At 40.7% G+C, this 20554-nt stretch carries 12 protein-coding genes; 2 read left to right on the top strand and 10 right to left on the bottom strand.

Annotated features, from left to right (window positions below):
* Positions 1-63: 63 nt before the first annotated feature.
* Complete coding sequence (gene rpoC / locus ABD873_RS08635; RefSeq protein ID WP_345067320.1) at positions 64-4338, top strand: DNA-directed RNA polymerase subunit beta'; 4275 nt, start codon at positions 64-66, stop codon at positions 4336-4338.
* Positions 4339-4441: 103 nt separating this feature from the next.
* Here the strand turns inward: rpoC and ABD873_RS08640 are convergent, their stop codons facing one another.
* From ABD873_RS08640 to ABD873_RS08680, 9 genes are all read right to left on the bottom strand, one after another.
* Entirely contained in the window at positions 4442-5233 is a 792-nt protein-coding gene (locus ABD873_RS08640; RefSeq protein ID WP_039053397.1) for an META domain-containing protein, read from the bottom strand.
* A 168-nt stretch (positions 5234-5401) separates the two neighbouring features.
* Positions 5402-6598 carry a C1 family peptidase gene (locus tag ABD873_RS08645; protein ID WP_345067325.1) on the bottom strand — a complete coding sequence of 399 codons (1197 nt, stop codon included), beginning with the start codon at positions 6596-6598 and terminating at the stop codon, positions 5402-5404.
* A 67-nt stretch (positions 6599-6665) separates the two neighbouring features.
* Entirely contained in the window at positions 6666-10403 is a 3738-nt protein-coding gene (locus tag ABD873_RS08650; protein WP_345067329.1) for an ATP-binding protein, read from the bottom strand.
* A 68-nt stretch (positions 10404-10471) separates the two neighbouring features.
* Positions 10472-11305 (bottom strand): sulfurtransferase, encoded by an 834-nt coding sequence (locus tag ABD873_RS08655; RefSeq protein WP_345067332.1) that lies wholly within the window; start codon positions 11303-11305, stop codon positions 10472-10474.
* Positions 11306-11396: 91 nt separating this feature from the next.
* Positions 11397-13325: a 30S ribosomal protein S1 gene (rpsA, locus tag ABD873_RS08660; RefSeq protein WP_345067335.1), complete on the bottom strand. Its 1929-nt coding sequence runs from the start codon at positions 13323-13325 to the stop codon at positions 11397-11399.
* 179 nt (positions 13326-13504) lie between these two features.
* Positions 13505-14476 carry a YihY/virulence factor BrkB family protein gene (locus ABD873_RS08665; RefSeq protein WP_345067338.1) on the bottom strand — a complete coding sequence of 324 codons (972 nt, stop codon included), beginning with the start codon at positions 14474-14476 and terminating at the stop codon, positions 13505-13507.
* Between the two features lie 6 nt (positions 14477-14482).
* Positions 14483-14890, bottom strand: a complete 408-nt coding sequence (locus ABD873_RS08670) for an acyl-CoA thioesterase (RefSeq protein ID WP_039053394.1) — start codon at positions 14888-14890, stop codon at positions 14483-14485.
* 7 nt (positions 14891-14897) lie between these two features.
* Positions 14898-15935 carry an endolytic transglycosylase MltG gene (gene mltG, locus ABD873_RS08675; RefSeq protein WP_345067342.1) on the bottom strand — a complete coding sequence of 346 codons (1038 nt, stop codon included), beginning with the start codon at positions 15933-15935 and terminating at the stop codon, positions 14898-14900.
* A gap of 1 nt (position 15936) precedes the next feature.
* Positions 15937-16716, bottom strand: a complete 780-nt coding sequence (locus ABD873_RS08680) for a PASTA domain-containing protein (RefSeq protein WP_345067345.1) — start codon at positions 16714-16716, stop codon at positions 15937-15939.
* A 132-nt stretch (positions 16717-16848) separates the two neighbouring features.
* Here ABD873_RS08680 and ABD873_RS08685 point away from each other — a divergent pair, with 132 nt between their 5' ends.
* Entirely contained in the window at positions 16849-17853 is a 1005-nt protein-coding gene (locus ABD873_RS08685) for a D-alanine--D-alanine ligase (RefSeq protein ID WP_345067348.1), read from the top strand.
* A 55-nt stretch (positions 17854-17908) separates the two neighbouring features.
* Here the strand turns inward: ABD873_RS08685 and ABD873_RS08690 are convergent, their stop codons facing one another.
* Positions 17909-20542 (bottom strand): M14 family metallopeptidase, encoded by a 2634-nt coding sequence (locus ABD873_RS08690; protein ID WP_345067351.1) that lies wholly within the window; start codon positions 20540-20542, stop codon positions 17909-17911.
* Positions 20543-20554 lie beyond the last annotated feature (12 nt).

A 20554-nucleotide genomic window follows, 5' to 3' on the forward strand; every position in this document is an offset into this window, starting at 1 on the left:
ATTCAAGCATAAGAGGTGTTAAGCCTCTTATGCTATAACATACATCTTTAAGTTATACAAAGTATGTCTTACAAAAAAGATAATAAAATTAAAAGTAACTTTACTTCCATTACGATTAGCTTAGCTTCTCCGGAAACAATTTTGGAGCGCTCAAGCGGTGAAGTTACTAAGCCGGAAACTATCAACTATCGTACGTACAAACCTGAGCGTGACGGTCTGTTCTGTGAGCGTATCTTCGGTCCTGTAAAGGATTATGAATGTCACTGTGGTAAATACAAACGTATTCGTTACAAAGGTATTGTCTGCGACCGTTGTGGTGTTGAAGTTACGGAGAAGAAAGTACGTCGTGAGCGTATGGGACACATCAACCTTGTTGTTCCGGTAGCTCACATCTGGTACTTCCGTTCTCTTCCAAATAAAATAGGTTACCTTTTAGGTCTTCCTACCAAGAAATTGGATATGATCATCTACTATGAAAGATATGTGGTTATCCAACCAGGTATCAAAGAAGAAGATGGCATATCTTACATGGATTTCTTGACAGAAGAAGAGTATCTTGACATTTTAGATACCTTACCGAAAGAAAACCAATATTTAGACGACAGCGATCCTCGCAAGTTCATCGCTAAGATGGGTGCTGAGGCGTTGGAAGACTTGTTAAAACGTCTTGACTTAGACCAATTATCATACGACTTGCGTCACCAAGCGGCTAACGAAACTTCTCAACAACGTAAAAATGAAGCTTTGAAACGTCTTCATGTAGTAGAAGCTTTCCGTAGTGCCAATGAGCGTATCGAAAACAGACCGGAATGGATGATCATCAAGATTGTGCCTATCATTCCGCCTGAGTTACGTCCTTTGGTACCATTGGACGGTGGTCGTTTCGCTACCTCAGACTTGAATGACCTTTACCGTCGTGTGATTATCCGTAACAACCGTTTGAAACGTCTTATCGAGATCAAAGCGCCGGAAGTGATTTTACGTAACGAAAAACGCATGCTTCAGGAGGCTGTTGACTCGTTGTTCGACAACTCACGTAAGGTTAACGCTGTGAAAACAGAAGGTAACCGCGCGTTGAAATCGTTGTCGGATATCCTTAAAGGTAAGCAGGGACGTTTCCGTCAAAACTTATTGGGTAAGCGTGTTGACTACTCTGCACGTTCGGTAATTGTGGTAGGTCCTCACTTGAAATTGCACGAGTGTGGTCTTCCAAAAGACATGGCTGCAGAGCTATACAAACCGTTCATCATCCGTAAGATGATCGAGCGCGGTGTAGTAAAGACTGTTAAGTCAGCGAAAAAAATCGTAGATCGTAAAGACCCTATTGTGTGGGATATCCTGGAAAACGTGTTGAAAGGTCACCCGGTATTGTTAAACCGTGCTCCTACACTTCACCGTTTGGGTATCCAAGCTTTCCAACCTACATTGGTAGAGGGTAAAGCGATTCAGTTGCACCCATTAGTGTGTACAGCGTTCAACGCCGACTTCGACGGTGACCAGATGGCGGTACACTTACCACTAGGTAATGCCGCAATCTTGGAAGCTCAGATTTTGATGTTGGCTTCACATAACATTCTTAACCCTGCCAACGGTTCTCCGATTACCGTGCCTTCGCAAGACATGGTATTGGGTCTTTACTACTTGACTAAAGGCCGCAAATCGGATGAAAACCGTAAGATGAGAGGGGAAGGTAGTATTTTCTATTCACCAGAAGAAGTAATCATCGCCTTGAACGAAGGTAAGATAGATGTTCACGCGTGGATAAAAGTACGTACCAAAGATTTGAACGAAAAAGGCGAATTGGTAACAAAGATTATCGACACTACAGTAGGTCGTGTGATTTTCAACCAAGTTGTACCGGAAGAAGTAGGATTTATCAATGAGTTGTTGACTAAAAAGTCATTACGTAACATCATTGGTGATGTAGTGAAGAAGACCGGTATGGCTCGCGCCGCAAAATTCTTGGATGATATTAAAGAATTAGGTTTCCAAACCGCATTCAAGGGTGGTCTTTCGTTCAACCTTCAAGACTTGAACATTCCTGCCGCTAAGGCAGACTTAATCGCTCAAGCTACTAAAGAAGTAGAAGAGGTGATGAACAACTATAACATGGGTTTCATTACCAACAACGAGCGTTACAACCAGATCATCGATATTTGGACACGTATCAATAACCGCTTGACAGCACACGTGATGGATATCCTTTCGAACGACAATCAAGGATTCAACTCTGTGTACATGATGTTGGATTCAGGAGCACGTGGTTCTAAAGAGCAGATCCGTCAGTTGTGTGGTATGCGTGGTTTGATGGCTAAACCTCAGAAGTCCGGTACTTCGGGTGGTGAGATTATCGAAAACCCTATCTTGTCAAACTTTAAAGAAGGACTTTCGGTATTGGAATACTTTATCTCTACCCACGGTGCTCGTAAAGGTCTTGCCGATACAGCGTTGAAAACTGCTGACGCAGGTTATCTGACACGTCGTCTACATGATGTGGCCCAAGATATGGTTGTTGTAGAGGAAGATTGTGGTACTTTGAGAGGTATCTACACTACAGCCTTGAAAGACAACGACGATATTGTGGAACCACTATATGATCGTATTTTAGGTCGTACACCATTGAACGATGTTTATCACCCTGAGACTAACGAACTTATCGTTAAAGCGAACGAAGATATCACAGAAGAGATTGCAGTAGCCATCGAAAAGGCTGGTATCGAAGGTATTGAAATCCGTTCGGTATTGACTTGTGAATCTCGTCGTGGGGTATGTGCTTGCTGTTACGGCCGTAACTTAGCTTCTGGTAAGCGTGTTCAGCTAGGTGAAGCTGTCGGAGTTATTGCGGCACAGTCTATTGGTGAGCCAGGTACTCAGTTGACACTTCGTACGTTCCACGTCGGTGGTACGGCATCAAATATTGCTTCCGACTCATCTATCATAGCCAAATACGAAGGTACTATAGAATTCGAAAATGTTCGTGCTGTTGAGAAAGAAGGGGAAGAAGGACCATACCAAGTAGTTATAGGTCGTTCGGGAGAGATTAAGATCGTAAATAACGGCAAAGTGCTTTACCAACAAATCATTCCTTACGGATCAAACTTATATGTGAAGGAAGGAGATAAGGTAGAAAAAGGTGCTAAGCTTGTTGAGTGGGATCCATATAACGCCGTGATCATCTCTGAATTTGCGGGTAAAGTAGAATTTGATGCCATCATCGAAGGGGTTACTTACCGTGAAGAATCAGATGAGCAGACTGGTCACAAAGAAAAAGTTATTATCGAAACACGTGACAAGACGAAAAACCCTACTATCAAGATTGTTGATAACAAAGGCGAAGTTATCCGTTCGTACAACATTCCAGTAGGTGCTCACGTTGCTGTTTCTGATGGTCAGAAATTGAAAGAAGGTGCGGTATTAGCTAAGATTCCTCGTTCTACAGGTAAGACCCGAGACATTACGGGTGGTCTTCCTCGTGTAACAGAGTTGTTCGAGGCTCGTAACCCGTCGAACCCTGCTGTAGTAACTGAAATCGATGGTGTGGTGACCTTGGGAGGTGTGAAACGTGGTAACAGAGAAATCACTATCGAAGGTCGTGACGGTACAATCAAGAAATATCTTGTACCTCTTTCAAAACACATCCTTGTACAGGACAACGACTTCGTGAAAGCTGGTGTGCCATTGTCAGACGGTCAGATTTCACCAAGCGACATCTTGTCGATTAAAGGTCCTGCAGCCGTACAAGAGTATATCGTTAACGGTATCCAAGAGGTGTATCGTCTACAAGGTGTGAAAATCAACGATAAACACTTTGAAGTTATCGTACACCAAATGATGCAAAAAGTTACCATCGAAGATCCAGGAGATACACGTTTCTTAGAGAAAGAAGCTGTAAACAAATGGGACTTCATAGAAGAAAACGACTCTTTGTACGACAAGAAGGTTGTTGTAGATGCAGGAGACTCGAAAACATTGCGTCCAGGTCAGATCGTTACTTTGCGTAGATTACGTGAAGAGAACTCTGCCTTGAAACGTCAAGATTTGAAACTTGTTCAGGTGCGCGATGCTGTCCCTGCTACTTCAAGTCCTCTATTACAAGGTATCACAAGAGCTTCATTGGGTACTAAGTCATTCATCTCGGCAGCTTCCTTCCAGGAAACTACTAAAGTATTGAATGAGGCAGCTATCGCAGGTAAACGTGATGACTTGTTAGGCTTGAAAGAAAACGTTATCGTTGGTCACTTGATTCCTTCAGGTACCGGTTTACGTGAATACAGCAACATCATCGTGGGGTCTCGTGAAGAGTACGATCAATTGCTTGCTTCGAAAGAAGAAGATTAATAGCTATCGCAAGATAGCCTATATACAACAAAAGCCTCCCTACGGAGGCTTTTGTTGTATATAATAATAAGCTAACCTTTATTTTCAATAAGCCGCAAAGTGATTATTTAATTTTAGTAAACTGAAGTTGTTTCTGTCCTTCAGAATAGAATGTCAGCTTATTAGCATCTACTATAAAAGAGTTTGTTTTTTCCAATTTTTGAAAATATAGAGCTTCTTCTTTAAGTTTGGCACATCCCATCTTTGTGGAGGCTAAAGCGCCAAATTTGATCTTCTGACCTTCGGTAGAGTATGTTCCCGAATAATGGTTGCAAGTACCTTTTCCGCTTACGGTTTCTTCTTCTGTATTAAATTCTATTGTAGGAATATCATTGGCAAATATCTCTTTTGCTGGGCTGTCTGGACCAAACACTTTATTCAGCTGCCATTTTCCAGAAAGCTGTTTTGCTGCATTTATATCTTCTTTTTTTGCAAGAAACTTGCCCAACACTTGATTCTTAGCGCTTAGTAATACTAGCGTATCCTTTACTAAAGCGTATTTATTGATGGAGGGAATAAGGGAAGCAAAGGTGTGTTCCACCTCCATATTGTCACAAGCCATCATGGTCGAGATTCCTCGCTCGAATTGGATACTATTGCCTTTACCGAAGATAAGTTCCCCTCCTAGGTTGTTACAACCTGTAAAGACTGTATATGTGTTTTCCGAATGGTTGACAACCAATAATGGTTCCTTGCCGTTGACACTTGTCGGAATACGCTTTTTATCTAGTTCTAGAATATGCCATTTTCCGTTCAATTCCACGGGGTTATGTTGAGCAGTATGTTTTTTTTCAAGCAGGCTGCAGCTGCCAAACAGCAGTGTAAACATCCCAGCGAGGATAAGTTTATTTTTCATTGTCAATAGGTCTGAATTGTTCGGGTAAATATATTATTTATTCTTTGTCTGATAAAATATTAGATATAATTATTGACAAACGGTTTAATGCTTTGTTTTTAAAATACAAAAATCCGAAGAAAGCACATTCTTCGGATTTTTGTAAATATTAATATACTACTGCTAAGATTATTTTATGCGAAGCTTAGACTTGATGTTCTTTGGTAAGGCTTTTTTATGAAGTAATAGGGAAATAGTTTTATATTTTACGTATTCTTTAGTTACGTAGATATATCCTTTATAGTCGTTAGACTCGCCCCAAGAATTTTTTACGATATAATATTCTTTACCGTTTTGGTCTTTGGCCAAACCTACAATATGCATACCATGATCATCCGTAGTGGAGTAGTCATCGTACGCTGCTTGACGGATTTCTTCTGTAATTTTAGCTTCCGGTTTTGGTCCATTGAAAAGGGTAGCGCGTTGTTCTGCTGTCATGGAGTCAATTTCTTTTTCATTTTCCGGCACGAAAGCTACACCGTTTTTCCAAGAGAAATATTTTTCCGAAACATCGGCAGCCCATGCTACGGTAAATCCTTTTTTAAGTGCATTGTCGATAATGTCGATCATGTCATCCATGCGTACGTTGTAAAAGCTTTCATATGACCAGTTGTCTGGAATCAAAAGGATGAAAGGCTTGTAGTAAGGATGAGCTTTGAAGGATGATATAGCTACGTAGTCATCAGGATTGATACCTACCACCTCATCAGCCCAGGTGCGTGGTGTGTACGTTTTGCCGTTGTATTGGAACGATTGAGGAGGAACGCCAAGATGTTCGTTCATGGTGTTCAATAGAGCTTGTTGCCAATTCGGATCGATCTTTCTATTTTTTACTAGGTCAGCATTCATTTTCTCAATGGTCTTGCTCATCTGAGAGAAGTCATTTCTTGTCTTGCCATTGATAAGACCTGTATATGCTTCACGCGGTACGGCACCGTACTTACGGAAGATGGTCAGCACATCGTGAAGCTGTCCACCTTGACCTTGACTTTGTCCGCCATGAAGTTGAACATATGTTTTTGCTTTTTCGAGGTAAGTATAGTAGGCGGTGAAGATTTGAGAAATTTCTACCGGTTGCTTACCCATGCGGATCATTTCGGATTCAAGGAATGAGTTGCCGGAATACGACCAGCAAGTTCCTGATGAGCCCTGATCTTTAATGGAAGTAGTTCCTAAATTAATAATAGGTGTGAAGACAAAACCTTCTTTGCTCTTGTCACTTACATTATCTTTCAGTGCATTAATAAGATTATCTTGTGCGAAGGTTTGAGTTGTAGTAGTCGCCAAGAGGGCGGCAGCTATAAAAAGAGATTTTCTCCAGTTCATTTGATTTAATTTTTACTATGCGAATATAGCAGTTTGTACTCTTTAAAATTGTAAAAATTATATAGTATTAGCCTTTATAGATTGGCAATGTGATGAAGAATGTGGTTCCGTGATTGAGTTTGGTCTTGAAATCTATGGAGCCTCCCATTCCGGTAATACTCTGCTTGACGAAAGCCAAACCTAGTCCTGTGCCTGAACTTTTGGTCGTGAAGTTAGGCTTAAAGATTTTCGGAATTACATGTTCCGGTATTCCGTAGCCGTTGTCTGATATTTCGATAAGGATATTGTCTTGGTCCTTATTTTTTATTGTGATGGTGACATGTGGTTTACGCCGCCCAGTGGTAGCTTCTATAGCATTTTTCAGGAGGTTGTTGAAAGTTCTTATCATCTGACCTCTGTCGCCGTAAACCTTAATATTGTCTTCCGAAGTATTCTCATTGATAAGTTCAATTTTTACGTTAGGCGTGTTGTTATATACATGAATGGACTTGTTGATTTTAGGTATAAGCTCAATAGCCTCAAATTTGGCTTCTGGCAGTTTGGCGAAGGCCGAAAATTCGGAGGCTATACGCGATAGCGTTTCTATCTGTTCGATGAAGGAGTTGGAGATCTTCTCAAAGCGTTCCGGGAAGCGTTCATCCTGATCTCTGAAAGATCGGGTAAGCTGCTGTATGCCTAGCTTCATCGGCGTCAACGGATTTTTGATCTCATGAGCTACCTGTTGGGCCATCTCCCGCCATACACTTTCCCTCTCTGCATTACGAAGTTGTTTGGCATTTTCTTCCAGTTTCACAAGCATGTAGTTATATTCTTTCACCAAAAGCCCTATTTCATCATCTTTTTCCCAATATAAGGATTCGTTAGGCTTGTCAGAAAGATTAGTTTGAGATAGTTTCTTACGTATAATCTGCAAAGGTTCTGTAATCTTGTTGGAAATATACACAGCCAAGAAGGCGAAAATGATCAGAATGATTGTATAGATATTTAAAATCGTTTTTAAGAGTATGTTGATATTCTCTGATTCAGCGATTTCGTAATCGAAGTAAGGAATTCCCAGGTAAGCTATAGTCTTATAGTTAGAATCTTTGATAGCAGCATAAGCACTTTCATACTTGAAGTCTACAATCTGCTCGTATATCAGTGATTCGTTTTTCTTCAACACATTCAGCTCTAGATAAGCATTTGGATTGATATAAGAAGATATCAGATTATGGTTATAGATACTAGGCTGAGTAGTGAAAAACAGCTTTCCATTTTTGTCGTACAGATTGAAGTTGGTGACCATCACATCGTTGAGGTTTGACATCTTCGTGTACAAGGCTTCAATCAGGTTATTGGTAGAGTCTAAGGAACTGATCTGTTCTAGGTTGTGAACTACGCTGGCGATATATTCCAGCTTCTGGTCTTTACGGCTTTTTTCGGTCTGTATTTTGATGCTGAAGAAGCTGATGATACCGGATATGACTATAGCTATCAATACCGATGCGATAACAAGAGTTTGTATGCGTGTACTGTATCGTATGCGGCTAAAGATATAGCGTAGCTGCTGGTAAAGGTTCTTCAGCGTGAATTTGCGTTTGATGTAGATGGGGATAAACTGAAATAGCAGCTGTAACAGTCCCAAAGTGATGTATAGATAAAGGAAAGTGACAGAAATTACGGTCAAGTACTGCCAATAGGATTGAGTAGGGGTGCTGACTATCAGCGTAGTTTCGTTATTAGGACGTAGAATAAGATGATTGTGTTCGTTGACATCGTCGATAGCGATAAATTCATCTATAGGTTTATCTACATATTTGTCCGTATTGGGATATGTGTATTTGCCGTTTTGGCTGATAAGCACTCCCTTTTTGTAAATAGCGAAATTGAAGTTCTTGAGACTAAAATGGTTGAAGTTTTGACTGTTGATATTTCCACTCAGGAAAGGAATTCCGGCAGTCAGCGAGTTGATATTTTTCTTCAGATTAAGGATAATAGAATAGTCGTTACCACTAACATCCGAGCTGTTGATCAACGCAAAATAATCGTAATGACCGATTTCTGTTTTAAGCTTATAGAAATTCTGTGTGTGATTGACTTTGGACGAATGGTTAATGACCTTTTCGCGGTACACCTGTAGTTGGTCTCTGCTGTAATTATTGATCGGCATGCCGTTGAAGTAATAATATGCCGTGAAGTTGTAATTCGAGAGATAGCCCGAAAGATAATTTTTCTGTATGTAAAAGTTGATGATTTCCGGGTTGGGATTAGTACTAGCAATCTGAATCAATCTTTTGAGTTGTGCATCTTTGGAGATGTCGTGTTCTATTTTTGAGAACAAGGATACCGCCTGCACATCGTCATCCGACTCCAAGTTAAGCAAGATCATCTTCATGTGCTCTTTCGTATTAACCTTTATTGCCTCGGCGTAAAGAATTGTCGAAAGAATGGAAAGTGTAATGAAGGTGATAACCTGGGTATATATATCGTTTTTCAATAAAGATTTTTCGAATGAACTTGTCAAGATTAATAGCCCTAGAAGGATATAGATGACCGTAAAATCCTGGTAAAAGCCACTGATGATAAGTACAGTGACTAACGCCATTAGCTGAAGGTTGATGTTGTTGATGATCTTTGGCGATAGCTTTCTTCCCAATATAACTACTATGTTGGCTATCAGTATGATGGAAACTATATTTATCGTAAAAATCAGTATATGGTATATTGTGAAGTCGTAAGAGAAGAATAGGGTGATGAGCTCTTCGTTTTCGAATGAGGAATGTGTAATCAGTGTCGAAAGCTGGTTGAGAATTTCACTATAAAGGAAGTATGTACATAGTAGGACCAGATAATAGCATATAGGGCGGTGTTTCTGACGTAAGAAAAACTCGGGAATGACTATATATTTCCGTATGGAAAGAATATAGCAAAGTATCCATAGTAGAACGATGGAGTTTATGAGGAAAGACCAAAGGTTAGGAGAGATGTAGTTATATGCATATACTTTAGGTGAAAATAACTTATAGTTGGAAATTTGTGAGAGCCAGTTTGTTTCTAGATCGATATAGCGTACCACGACGAAGGTAGCGATGAGCAGAAGTATAGACCATAGTGCTCTCCCTGCCTTGGCCATGCCGAAACAGATGGTAGTGATAAGGACGACACTACAAAGTGTCCCCAGTCCCCAGCAGAGAAGTTGTATATTTAAATAGATATTGCTGTACTTGCTACTTTTGAGCTTTACGGAAAAGAGATATACCTTGTCCTTCGTGTAAATATTCTTGATATTGTCGTTGTCACCGAAGTCCGCCACCTGAAGTTGAGTGTTACTAATTAATGTGCGGAATGAAGGGTTGCCACGAGCTTGATAGTTGGGGTTAAAGTTCCGTTGTATAGGAATTAATGCAAGGATATTTAGGCTACCGGTAATTTGTTTTTTCTTGACAAAGAAAGAGTAATTTTCTGCATTGATAAAAGATGCTTCCGGTTTAATGCCTGCATCCGTTTCTGGGACGTACACGTTAGTAGACCAGAATATCGGCTTATTATCTTTATAGATATAGATGTATATCTGATGATGCTGATATGAGTTTGAGATTTCCCGAACCTGCAAAGGATATCTTTCGCTGTTGATAAAGGTTTTGATGACTAAGGAATCACTGAAAAGTTCGTCAATAAGCTGCTCTTTGCGTTGCAGCTTTTCTCCCAAAGATTTGCTTTCTAGTTCGAGAATATCTATGTCATTAATTGCTTTCTTAACGGAGAAGGCAGTCGCAAAAAAGAGTAGAGTGAGGACAAATAAAAGTATCCGGAGCTTGTTGTTCATATTTTACGACTTAAGCAATCAATGATTCAATATAATATGTTTTAAGTTACGTGCAATTTTGCTGCCGATTATAATTCTGTAGGAAGATTTAACTCTTCTATACCCCATTCGGCCCAAGAGCCATCATATACACGAAGTTTCTGCTGTCCTATAAGGTGACTGGCAAATGCCAATATCGAAGCCGTTATTCCTGACCCACAAGTGAATATTTGTTCATTTCCATTCAGGTGGTGTTGGAAAATAGAAGCAATCTCTTCTTTGCTTTTATATGTTTCACCATCCAGTACCTCTTCGAATGGAATATTTTTAGAATGTGGAATGTGGCCACCTTTGAGGCCTTTGCGCGGCTCAGGCACAAGGCCGGTAAATCTACCTTTGCTTCTTGCGTCGAAGATATCTACTTCTTTGTTTTTGTAATGTGCCAACACATACTCCTTGTCGGCATAATATTCTTCTCTAAAGGTAGCCATGAAGTTGCCTTTGACTTTTGCATGAGCATATTCTTTGACAAGAGGATATTTATTTTTCTTCCATAGGGGCAATCCTCCATTGAGGATATATACGCTATCGAAGCCCATTACCTTAAACATCCACCATGCGCGAGGGCTGGAATACACGCCCCACCGGTCGTACAATACCACCGTGCTGTCTTGGTTAATGCCTAGTTGTTGCATTTCTTCCTCATATTGTTGAGGCTTTATCAGCGTGTGCGGCAGTTTGGATTTTGGATCGGAGAGTTTACCCTCTATATCAAAAAATAAGGAATTAGGGATAAGTTCCAAGGGTGTTCCTTTGAGCGATTTGCCTACTTTATCGATAGTACAGTCCAATATTATCAAAGCCTCATCTTGGAGTGCTTCATACAATTCTTGAGGTTCTATGAGAGAAGAAGAAAATTCCATAGCTTAAAATTACGAATGCTGCGCTACAAAAACAAAAAGCCCTAATCGAATGATTAGGGCTTTTATATGTTAAATGGTTAGGGGGAGACAATTATTTTTTGTCGCCACCTTCCATTTGCTCTTTCAATTGAGCTAAAACGTCTAGATCACCTAATGTAGATTTCTCTACAGAATCTTTCACTTTTTTCACTGCGCTAGAAGTTAATTTAGCTTCTTTTTTACGAGCGCTAACTTCTTCTTTGCGAGCTTCTTCTTTCGCGTCTTCCCAGATGCGAGAGTGAGAGATTACTAAACGTTTGTTTTCTTTGTTGAACTCGATGATTTTGAATTGAGCAGTATCATCAACTTTCAACGAAGTACCATCTTCTTTTACAGAGTGTTTAGAAGGGCAGAAACCCTCAACACCGTATTGTAATGCTACGATATCACCTTTGTCACCAACTTTGATTACAGTACCTTCGTGGATAGAACCTTCAGTGAAGATTGTTTCGAAAGTATCCCAAGGGTTTTCTTCAAGTTGTTTGTGACCTAAAGATAATTTGCGGTTTTCTTCGTCTAATTCCAATACTACTACTTCTAATGTTTCACCGATTTTAGTGAATTCATTAGGGTGGTTGATTTTCTTAGACCAAGATAAGTCTGAGATGTGGATCAAACCGTCTACACCGTCTTCTAGTTCAACAAAAACACCGAAGTTAGTCATGTTTTTAACTACAGCTTTTTGTTTTGAACCTACAGGGTAGCGCTCAGTGATGTTTTTCCATGGGTCAGGTGTCAATTGTTTGATACCTAAGCTCATCTTACGCTCTTCGCGGTCCAAAGTCAAGATAACAGCCTCAACTTCGTCACCTACTTTCAAGAACTCTTGTGGAGAACGTAAGTTTTGAGACCAAGACATTTCTGAAACGTGGATCAATCCTTCAACACCAGGGATGATTTCTAAGAAAGCACCGTAATCAGCAACTGTTACGATTTTACCTTTCACTTTAGAACCTACTTGTAAAGCTGGATCTAAAGATTCCCAAGGGTGTGGAGTTAATTGTTTCAAACCTAGAGCGATACGTTTTTTCTCGTCGTCGAAGTCCAAAACAACCACGTTGATTGTTTGATCTAATGATAATACTTCTTTTGGATGCTCGATACGGCCCCAGGAAATATCTGTAATGTGAAGTAAACCGTCAACACCACCTAAGTCGATGAATACACCGAAGTCAGTGATATTTTTAACAGTACCTTCTAATACTTGTCCTTTTTCTAGTTTAGCAACGATTTCAGATTTTTGGTTTTCTAAATCGTCTTCAATCAACACTTTGTGAGATACTACAACGTTTTTGAATTCGTGGTTGATTTTTACCACTTTGAATTCCATAGTTTTACCTACGTAAACATCGTAGTCACGGATAGGTTTGATGTCGATTTGAGATCCTGGTAAGAAAGCTTCTACACCTTGGATGTCTACGATCAAACCACCTTTAGTACGTGATTTAACGTAACCAGCGATGATAGTATCGTTTTCTAAAGCTTCGTTGATAGCTTCCCACGATTTTTGAGTTTTTGCACGCTTACGTGACAACACTAATTGACCGTTTGCGTCTTCTTGTGATTCCACAAACACGTCAACAACGTCCCCAACTTTTAAGTCAGGCATGTCACGAAACTCAGTTTTTGCTACAAGACCGTCAGATTTGAAACCAACGTTAAGAACAACATCTTTGTTGTTGATAGAAACAACTGTAGCTTGCACGATCTCACCTTGGTTGATTTGGTTGAAAGTGCCAGCATAAAGCTCTTCAAATTTAGCACGTTCAGCTTCGCTGTAGTTACCGAAAGCTTTTTCGTCAGCATCCCAGTCGAAATCTTCTTCTGGAGTACTCCAAGCGCTAGATTTGATTTGGTCGATTAAAGTTGAATCTGCTTCAGATTCAATTTTCTCGGTGTCTTTCACTACTTTAGTGTCAGCACCTTGTAGCTCTGCGTTTTTCGCCGCTAACTCTTTTTCTGCTTCTTGTTTTTTTGCCATTAATTAATTTTCTCCTTTTTCCTGCATTGCAGGAAGTGCAAAGATACGAAAAACTTTTATTTACAACATTTTATCAGAAAAAAATATCGAAAAAAATGATTTTATTGTCGAAAAATACTTTTACATCAGGACGGAAAAAGATTATTTTGAATTTCCCACGTTCCGAAAGAGCTCAAAAGTTACGTGCTCGTTGGGCGAAAGGTATTTTTCTTTTTCGGCTTGACAATCTTGATGCTCTGCTTGGACAGGGCAATGCTGGTGTTCAGCTCAAATCCTACCAACAGAATGAGTGAGTTGAGATACATCCATATCATGATGACGATCATAGTACCAATGGAGCCATACAGCTTGTTGTAGGCATTGAAATTGTTGATATAGAAAGCAAAGCCGGAAAATGCTAATATGGCAAGGATGGTGGCAAGCATGGCGCCGGGACTAAAGATTTTCCAGTATTTGGATTGAGAGGGCCCATATTTGTAGAGCATACCTACCGTAATGAAATAGATGAAAAAGAGGATTAGCCATCTCGATATTTTAAGGAGTAATGTCCAAAGCCAAGCAAGGTCATAGTCAATACTTTTTTTGAGATAGTTGATGGCTATACCCACACCCGTAAAGACTGCTATCCCTAAGACTAAGGCAGTGATGATGGCAAAAGATAAGGCTAAGGCTACCAACCTTCTTACAATCCACTTTCTGTTTTCTCGTGTCAGGGAAGATTTATTAAAGGCCATCATCAGACTGGTCATGCCGTTGGTGGCGAAGAAGGCTGCCAAGAGAAATCCAAAAGAAAGCAGTCCCCCATTTTGGTTTTGGATGATATCTTCCAATGTATTTTTTGCCACTTTAAATGCGTCGGCAGGGATTACAAGTTCTAAGAATCCCAACAGCTTGTCTTGAAAATTCTCTACCGGAATGTAAGGGATCAAGGTGAAAAGGAAGATGATTCCCGGAAATATTGCCAACATGAAGTTGTACGCTAGGCTAGATGCTTTATTTAAGATGGATTCACGACTTATTTCCTGTACGAAAAATTTCATTACGGTATACAGCGGGAGCTTTCCCAAACCCGGAATGATGGCCGACTTACTCCATTCGACCATATTATCATAAGGTTTCAGCAACAGTAGTCTGTGGTGAAGTTTTTTCATCCTTCGTTAATCGAAGTAGGGTTCCATCTTTTTCATGAAGACTTCCGGCGCGCGGCAAGGACGGTTACGTTTCATGTCCACAAAGACGAGTTGTGTCATGCCTGTATTTAACAGCACTCCCTGTTCGTTGTACACTTCATAATCGAATTTTATACGCACGGAAGGTTTTTCTTTGATGATGACGCGAATGGTCAGCAGATCGTCGTACTTTGCCGGTTGGTGATATTTGATGTTCATTTCCAGCACAGGCATCATGACTCCCATTTCTTCGAGCTCTTTGTAGGAAAAACCTGTCTTGCGGAGCATCTCGGTACGAGCTACTTCGTAATAAGTGGCGTAATTTCCATAATAAACGTATCCCATCTGATCCGTCTCGGCATATCTCACTCTTACTTTTTCTTCGTGTACAAACATGGGAATTCTATTTTTTGATGTTTCTTTCGTCTAAGGCTTTTTGGAATTTGCGAGCGTTGATTTGATGTTCGGCTACCGTTTCGGCAAAGGCGTGATATCCTGAAAAGTCGTCTTTGGCACACATGTAGATATAGTTGTGTTGTGCCGGATTCAGTACCGCGTCGATAGCTACGATAGGCGGCATGTTGATAGGTCCTGGAGGGAGACCTTTGTATCGGTATGTATTATACGGATTGTCTATGTTAAGATGACGGTTTAATACTCTACGTATGGTGAAATCCTGATGCGCAAAGATTACCGTTGGGTCGGCCTGCAAAAGTATACCTTTCTTCAGTCTGTTAAGATAAAGACCTGCAATCATAGGCATCTCATCGTTATGCAATGCTTCACCCCGCACGATAGAAGCGAGTATAGACACTTCAATAGGAGATAGGTTGAGTTGTTTGGCTTTCGCTAGGCGCTCTTCGTTCCAGAATTTTTTGTATTCTTCGTAAAAACGGTCTATAACTTTATCTGCCGATGTATTCCAATAAAACTGATACGTGTTGGGGATAAACATCGTATAGAAATTTTCTGTGGTGAAACCATATTTTTCGGCTATAGCTTCATTGTTGAGGATGGAGATAAACTGTAGAGAGTCAGCTTCGAAATTTCTTCCTAGGAAGCCGGCGAAATCTTCTTTCAGGCGTATGTTGGCAAATTGCAGCTTTACTGGTTCTTGATAGCCGCCGCGAAGATTGCCTATAAACCTTCTGTTACTCATGCCCTTTTCGAGTTTATAACGGCCGGCCTTCACGCTATTAGGATATTTCATGGCCTTGGCGGCATAGTCGAAGGCTTTCACATCCGAAACGATATTGTCGGTACGGATGCGGCGCAGCACATTTTCGTAGGTATCGTTGGTATATACGTAAAAATAAGGCTGCGAATCTGTTACGGAAGGCCCTAAAAATATTTTGTAAACATAAACAGCAATCCCTAGGCCGACAAGGATAATCGCACCTAAGGTGTATAGCAACCATTTTGGTAATTTTCTTCTAGTCATGTTATTGAATTGGAATGTTGTTTTCCGCAGTACCGTTGGATAAGGTTAGATCGATAGGAGATCCTATACTGATGAAGCGTGCGGTAGAGTCAGGATACTGCTTGATGACTCTTGCCGTAGCCGAATCCGTGATATCTCCTGTTATTTTACCTACGGTAAGGCCTAATCCTTTCAGGGCAAATTTGGCTTCCGCCAAGGTGAGGTTGGTCAACGTAGGGATTTCCACTTCATTAGCTCCCTGACCATTACCGAGTACCAGCGTGATCCTAGAACCTTTGGTGATGATGCGCCCGGGCTTAATGGATTGTCCAGCAAATTTTGCATCTAATACCACATCCCGCGCTATATCGTTAACGTATACTGTGTCTCCGATTTTTAAGGAATAATTGTTCAATATTGCGCTAGCTTCGATGAGGTTTTTATCAATGATGTTCGGAAATTCTACGTCTGGAGCTACCTCGGTGATGATGGTCAGGTAAATCGTACGACCGCTTTTCACCAAAGCTTTTGGAGAAGGGTCTTGTTCGATAACCAATCCCGGCTGAGCATCCATCTGATATACCGAATCGATTTGATATTCCAATCCCGCTTTGTCCAAAATTGCTTTGGCTTCACTGATGGTTAAGCCTTTCAGCAAAGGCACCTCCTGTGCGTCGCCATGTTTGGTATATATTCTCAAGCCGATATACACCGCTAAGAAGAACACAGCAAGTGTGATAAGGGCATAGATAAGATTTTTTCTAAATTCTTGGGTTTTAAGATATAATAACAATTTGGACATTCTGAAATGTATTAGTTTTCCTTAAGTGCAAATTTACGATAAAGCTGCACGATAATTACAATTTAATATTCAACAAAAATATTCGTTTTTCCGTGGTTCACAAATTATATTTGTGCTACTTAAATAATCAGTATGAAAACAAAAGTAGCATTAGTCACAGGTGGATATACGGGAGAAGCTGAAGTTTCTTATAAAAGTTCTGCATTCGTTTACAGTCAGTTAGACAAAGAAAAATATGATGTCTACCTTATTGATATCACTACTGACGGGTGGTATTATAAAGATGAACAGGGCAATAAGTATGCCATCGATAAGGACGATTTTTCGGTATCGTTAAATAATGTTAAAATTAAGTTTGACGTGGCTTTCATCATTCTTCATGGTACGCCGGGAGAAGATGGAAGGTTACAGGGCTATTTTGACATGATAGGACTGCCTTACACCTCATGCAATGCCTTGACATCGGCGCTGACTATGAATAAGGGATACACGAAAGCTATTCTTGCAGATATCCCGGAGCTTAATGTGGCTAAGTCTGTGCTTTTGTTTGAAAATCATCGAGCTGAGGCAGCAGAGATTGTTCAATCGAAGCTGCAGCTTCCTTACTTTGTGAAGCCAAATGCAGGAGGTTCCAGCATCGGCATGAGTAAGGTGAAGACAAAGGATGCGTTGCAGGAAGCTTTAGATAAAGCCTATGCTGCCGAAAATACAGGAGCTCAAGTGTTAGTGGAAGAATTTGTTTCGGGGAGGGAATTCTCGCAAGGGATTTTCCGTAACGCCAAAGGCGAGCTTATCGTATTGCCTGCCACTGAGGTAAAAACAACACGTGAGTTTTTCGACTTTGAAGCTAAATATGTACCTGGCCTTACCGAGGAAATCACCCCTGCAGATCTTACGCAAGAGCAGAAAGAACGTGCAGCACGAATCATCAAGGAAATCTATATTCGGCTGAATTGTAAGGGGATGGTCCGTGTAGATTTCTTCTTGGAAAACGGCACTGACAAGTTCTTCTTCATAGAAATCAACACTATTCCTGGGCAAACTGCACAAAGTTTCATCCCTCAGCAAGTACGGGCTTATGGTATGAAAGAAACTGATTTCTATGCTGAATTGATTGAAGCAGCGTTAGTGAAATAGGAATTAATTTTTCTATTAATAAAAGAGCAAGTCGAAAGACTTGCTCTTTTTTGTGTTAATATAGATTGTTGAAAAGCAGCTTAAATGTGCCATGTGTCTGAGCCCGGAAGGTGATGTCCGGCGTGAAAATCGTCAACTTTCCTTTTTCGATCTGTTTCTCAAAACCTATGACGCCATCTTTGAGGTATTTTTCACCCCATGACCAGCCACTCTTCAATACTTTTTCCGAAGAGAACCAAAGTATAGGTTTGATATGTGGGTCGTTGATTTTATAGACGTTATTGTTACTGAAGTATAGGTCTATTTGTTGAGGGTAACCTTTGCCAGATACTGTATTGATGTCTATAGCTGCCGTAAGCACAGAACCTGGAGTATAGAATATTTCACGTTTCAACGGTTTGCCTTGGGCATCTACAAGGTGGTTTGTCACGCCTATTTTCAGATCCTCGGCAATTTTGGCGCTGTTGCCCACCGCAATAATATGTCCACCGTTTTTGATGAACTGTTCCAGTTGTGGAAGGGTCTTTTCTATAGTCATACTTCCCCACTGTGAAGCGTAAGGCTCTGGAATATTGTTCGGCTTGTTGTTTGGTAAGTTACTTTCTGGACGGATTATAGCATTGCTAGGCAATACGATGACATCATATTTCGCATTGAGATTTCCTTTGTCCAAGTCTGGAGCGAAAACCAATTCGAAATTGAATCCATACTTCTCAAAGAGGAAGCGTGTCCAACCTGAAGGCATGCTGCCTCCGTAGGTGTCCCAAAGTGCTATGCGTAGAGGTTTTAGTACTTTCGTTTCTTTAGGAAGCTTGTCTACTCCCGCTACGACAACACCTGATGCAGATAGTATTTGTTTGGAAACGGAATTGTTGGCTATTATAAAATTACCCTCGACGGTGCGGTACACCTTCTCTTTCTTGCTTAGAAGTTCATTTACCAGTCGGAAAGCTTCGTTTTCTTTATTGCTAAGCAGGAAAAACTTGTTATTAGGTAAGGTCTGTACAATAACGTTTACCGGCTCACCATAAGGGAGTGTTTCGAAATTACCTTTTACATCATCATAGGCTCTATCGAAATTGATGTGCATCAGATAAGCCAATGTCCAGCCGGCAGCATCGTAAGGTGGAATTGGAGGACCTCCCGCATATTCGAAGTCGTTGGGATGATCTTGTGCTTCGAACATATCCAAGATATGAGGGCGGAAAGCTTGGTTTGTGCGTATGATAAAGCTTTTGGCAGGATATTGCTTGCCGTTATGTGTGAATGCTTCTTTTGCCTGTTCGATGCGGATTCCATTAGCTGATAAAGCATTCAAAAATTTCACCGTAGTAACTGGGTTGTCTTGATGTGCCGAGATGATATATACTCGCGGATCACGGTACTTAGGATTTTTAAGAAGTGAATCTAGTGCTTGTTTAGGATTTTGACGTTGATTTCTCAACTCTTTATTTTGTTTCTTTAAGTTTTCTATGGCCTGTTCTACCACAGCTACTTTGCTTGGAGATAATGACCAAGTGTCCTTGCTTCCTTTTTCTATGGAATTTCTTCCCATTCGGTAAATATTGAACAACACCTCATCTTTATATTTAGCGGCATAGTTCAGCACAGCATAGTTCAGTGATGTGGAATAGTCTATAGACTGTTTGAAATGCCAAGTTTGTGGTATAACCGGATAGTGGGTATTACTGTTAGGTAAAAGTCTAGAAGGTACTAGTGGTATTTCAAAAGGATTTGGACCTCCGATAATTTCGGTAAGAAGTCCTATGGTATTGTGAAAGTAAGTTGTGGTGCGAAGGCCTCCGTTGTACCAGGTTGAGAATACAGAACCTCCCCGTTGTGTATAGCCTGGTTTATTTTCCGCATAAAGGCGAGTGGCCATGGCAGCTCCTATGGATTCGATACCGGTGATGACTAGCGGATCGAAAACATAGTTAAATGGATCGCGGTATGGAGCTCCGGCTACTACGGCACCTGCTGGTGCCGTCTGGTGGTGGTTATACATAATCTGTGGGTTCCATTCGATGAAAAGCTGTCTCGCTATGTTTTGGGATTCTTTGAGGTTGAGCATGAAAAAGTCCCTGTTGTTGTCATGGCCGGCATATTTTTGGTAAAGTTTTGGCAGGTAGCTTAGGGACCGTTTTTCCGGTGTGGATTCCCTCATATACCAGTTACTTACTAATTCTTGGCCGTCGGGATTAGCATGAGTAAGAAGGACTATACAATTATTGAGGATGTTCAGGGTCTCCTCATCGTTGCGGCTTGCAAGAAGGTATGCTATTTCTATAAGCTGATGCATGCCTACGGTTTCGGTGGCGTGTAAGCCTCCGTCAATCCACACTACGGATTTACCTTCTTTAGCCAGTTGCTTGGCTTCCTGTTCTGCGAGTTCTGCTCTCGCCAGTCTTTGTGAAATGTTCTTGTAATGACTCAGCTTAGCGAGATTTTCCGGAGAGGATACGATAAGCATAGGCTGATCTCTACCTTCTTCGGTCTTGCCGATAACCTGATATAGGATTCTGTCGGACTGCTGGGCGAGCTTTTTGAAATAGGCTTCCGTTTGGGAGAAGTTCGCCAAATGGTAGTCGTCGCCAATGTTAAATCCGAAATGCTCTTTGGGTGTGGTAATTTGTGCCTTTACCCCCAGAAAAGACACAAAAAGTAGGATGGATGCGAATAGCTTCTTCATTAATTTAGTTTT

It is taken from the genome of Sphingobacterium thermophilum (assembly GCF_039541675.1).
Taxonomy (GTDB): domain Bacteria; phylum Bacteroidota; class Bacteroidia; order Sphingobacteriales; family Sphingobacteriaceae; genus Sphingobacterium; species Sphingobacterium thermophilum.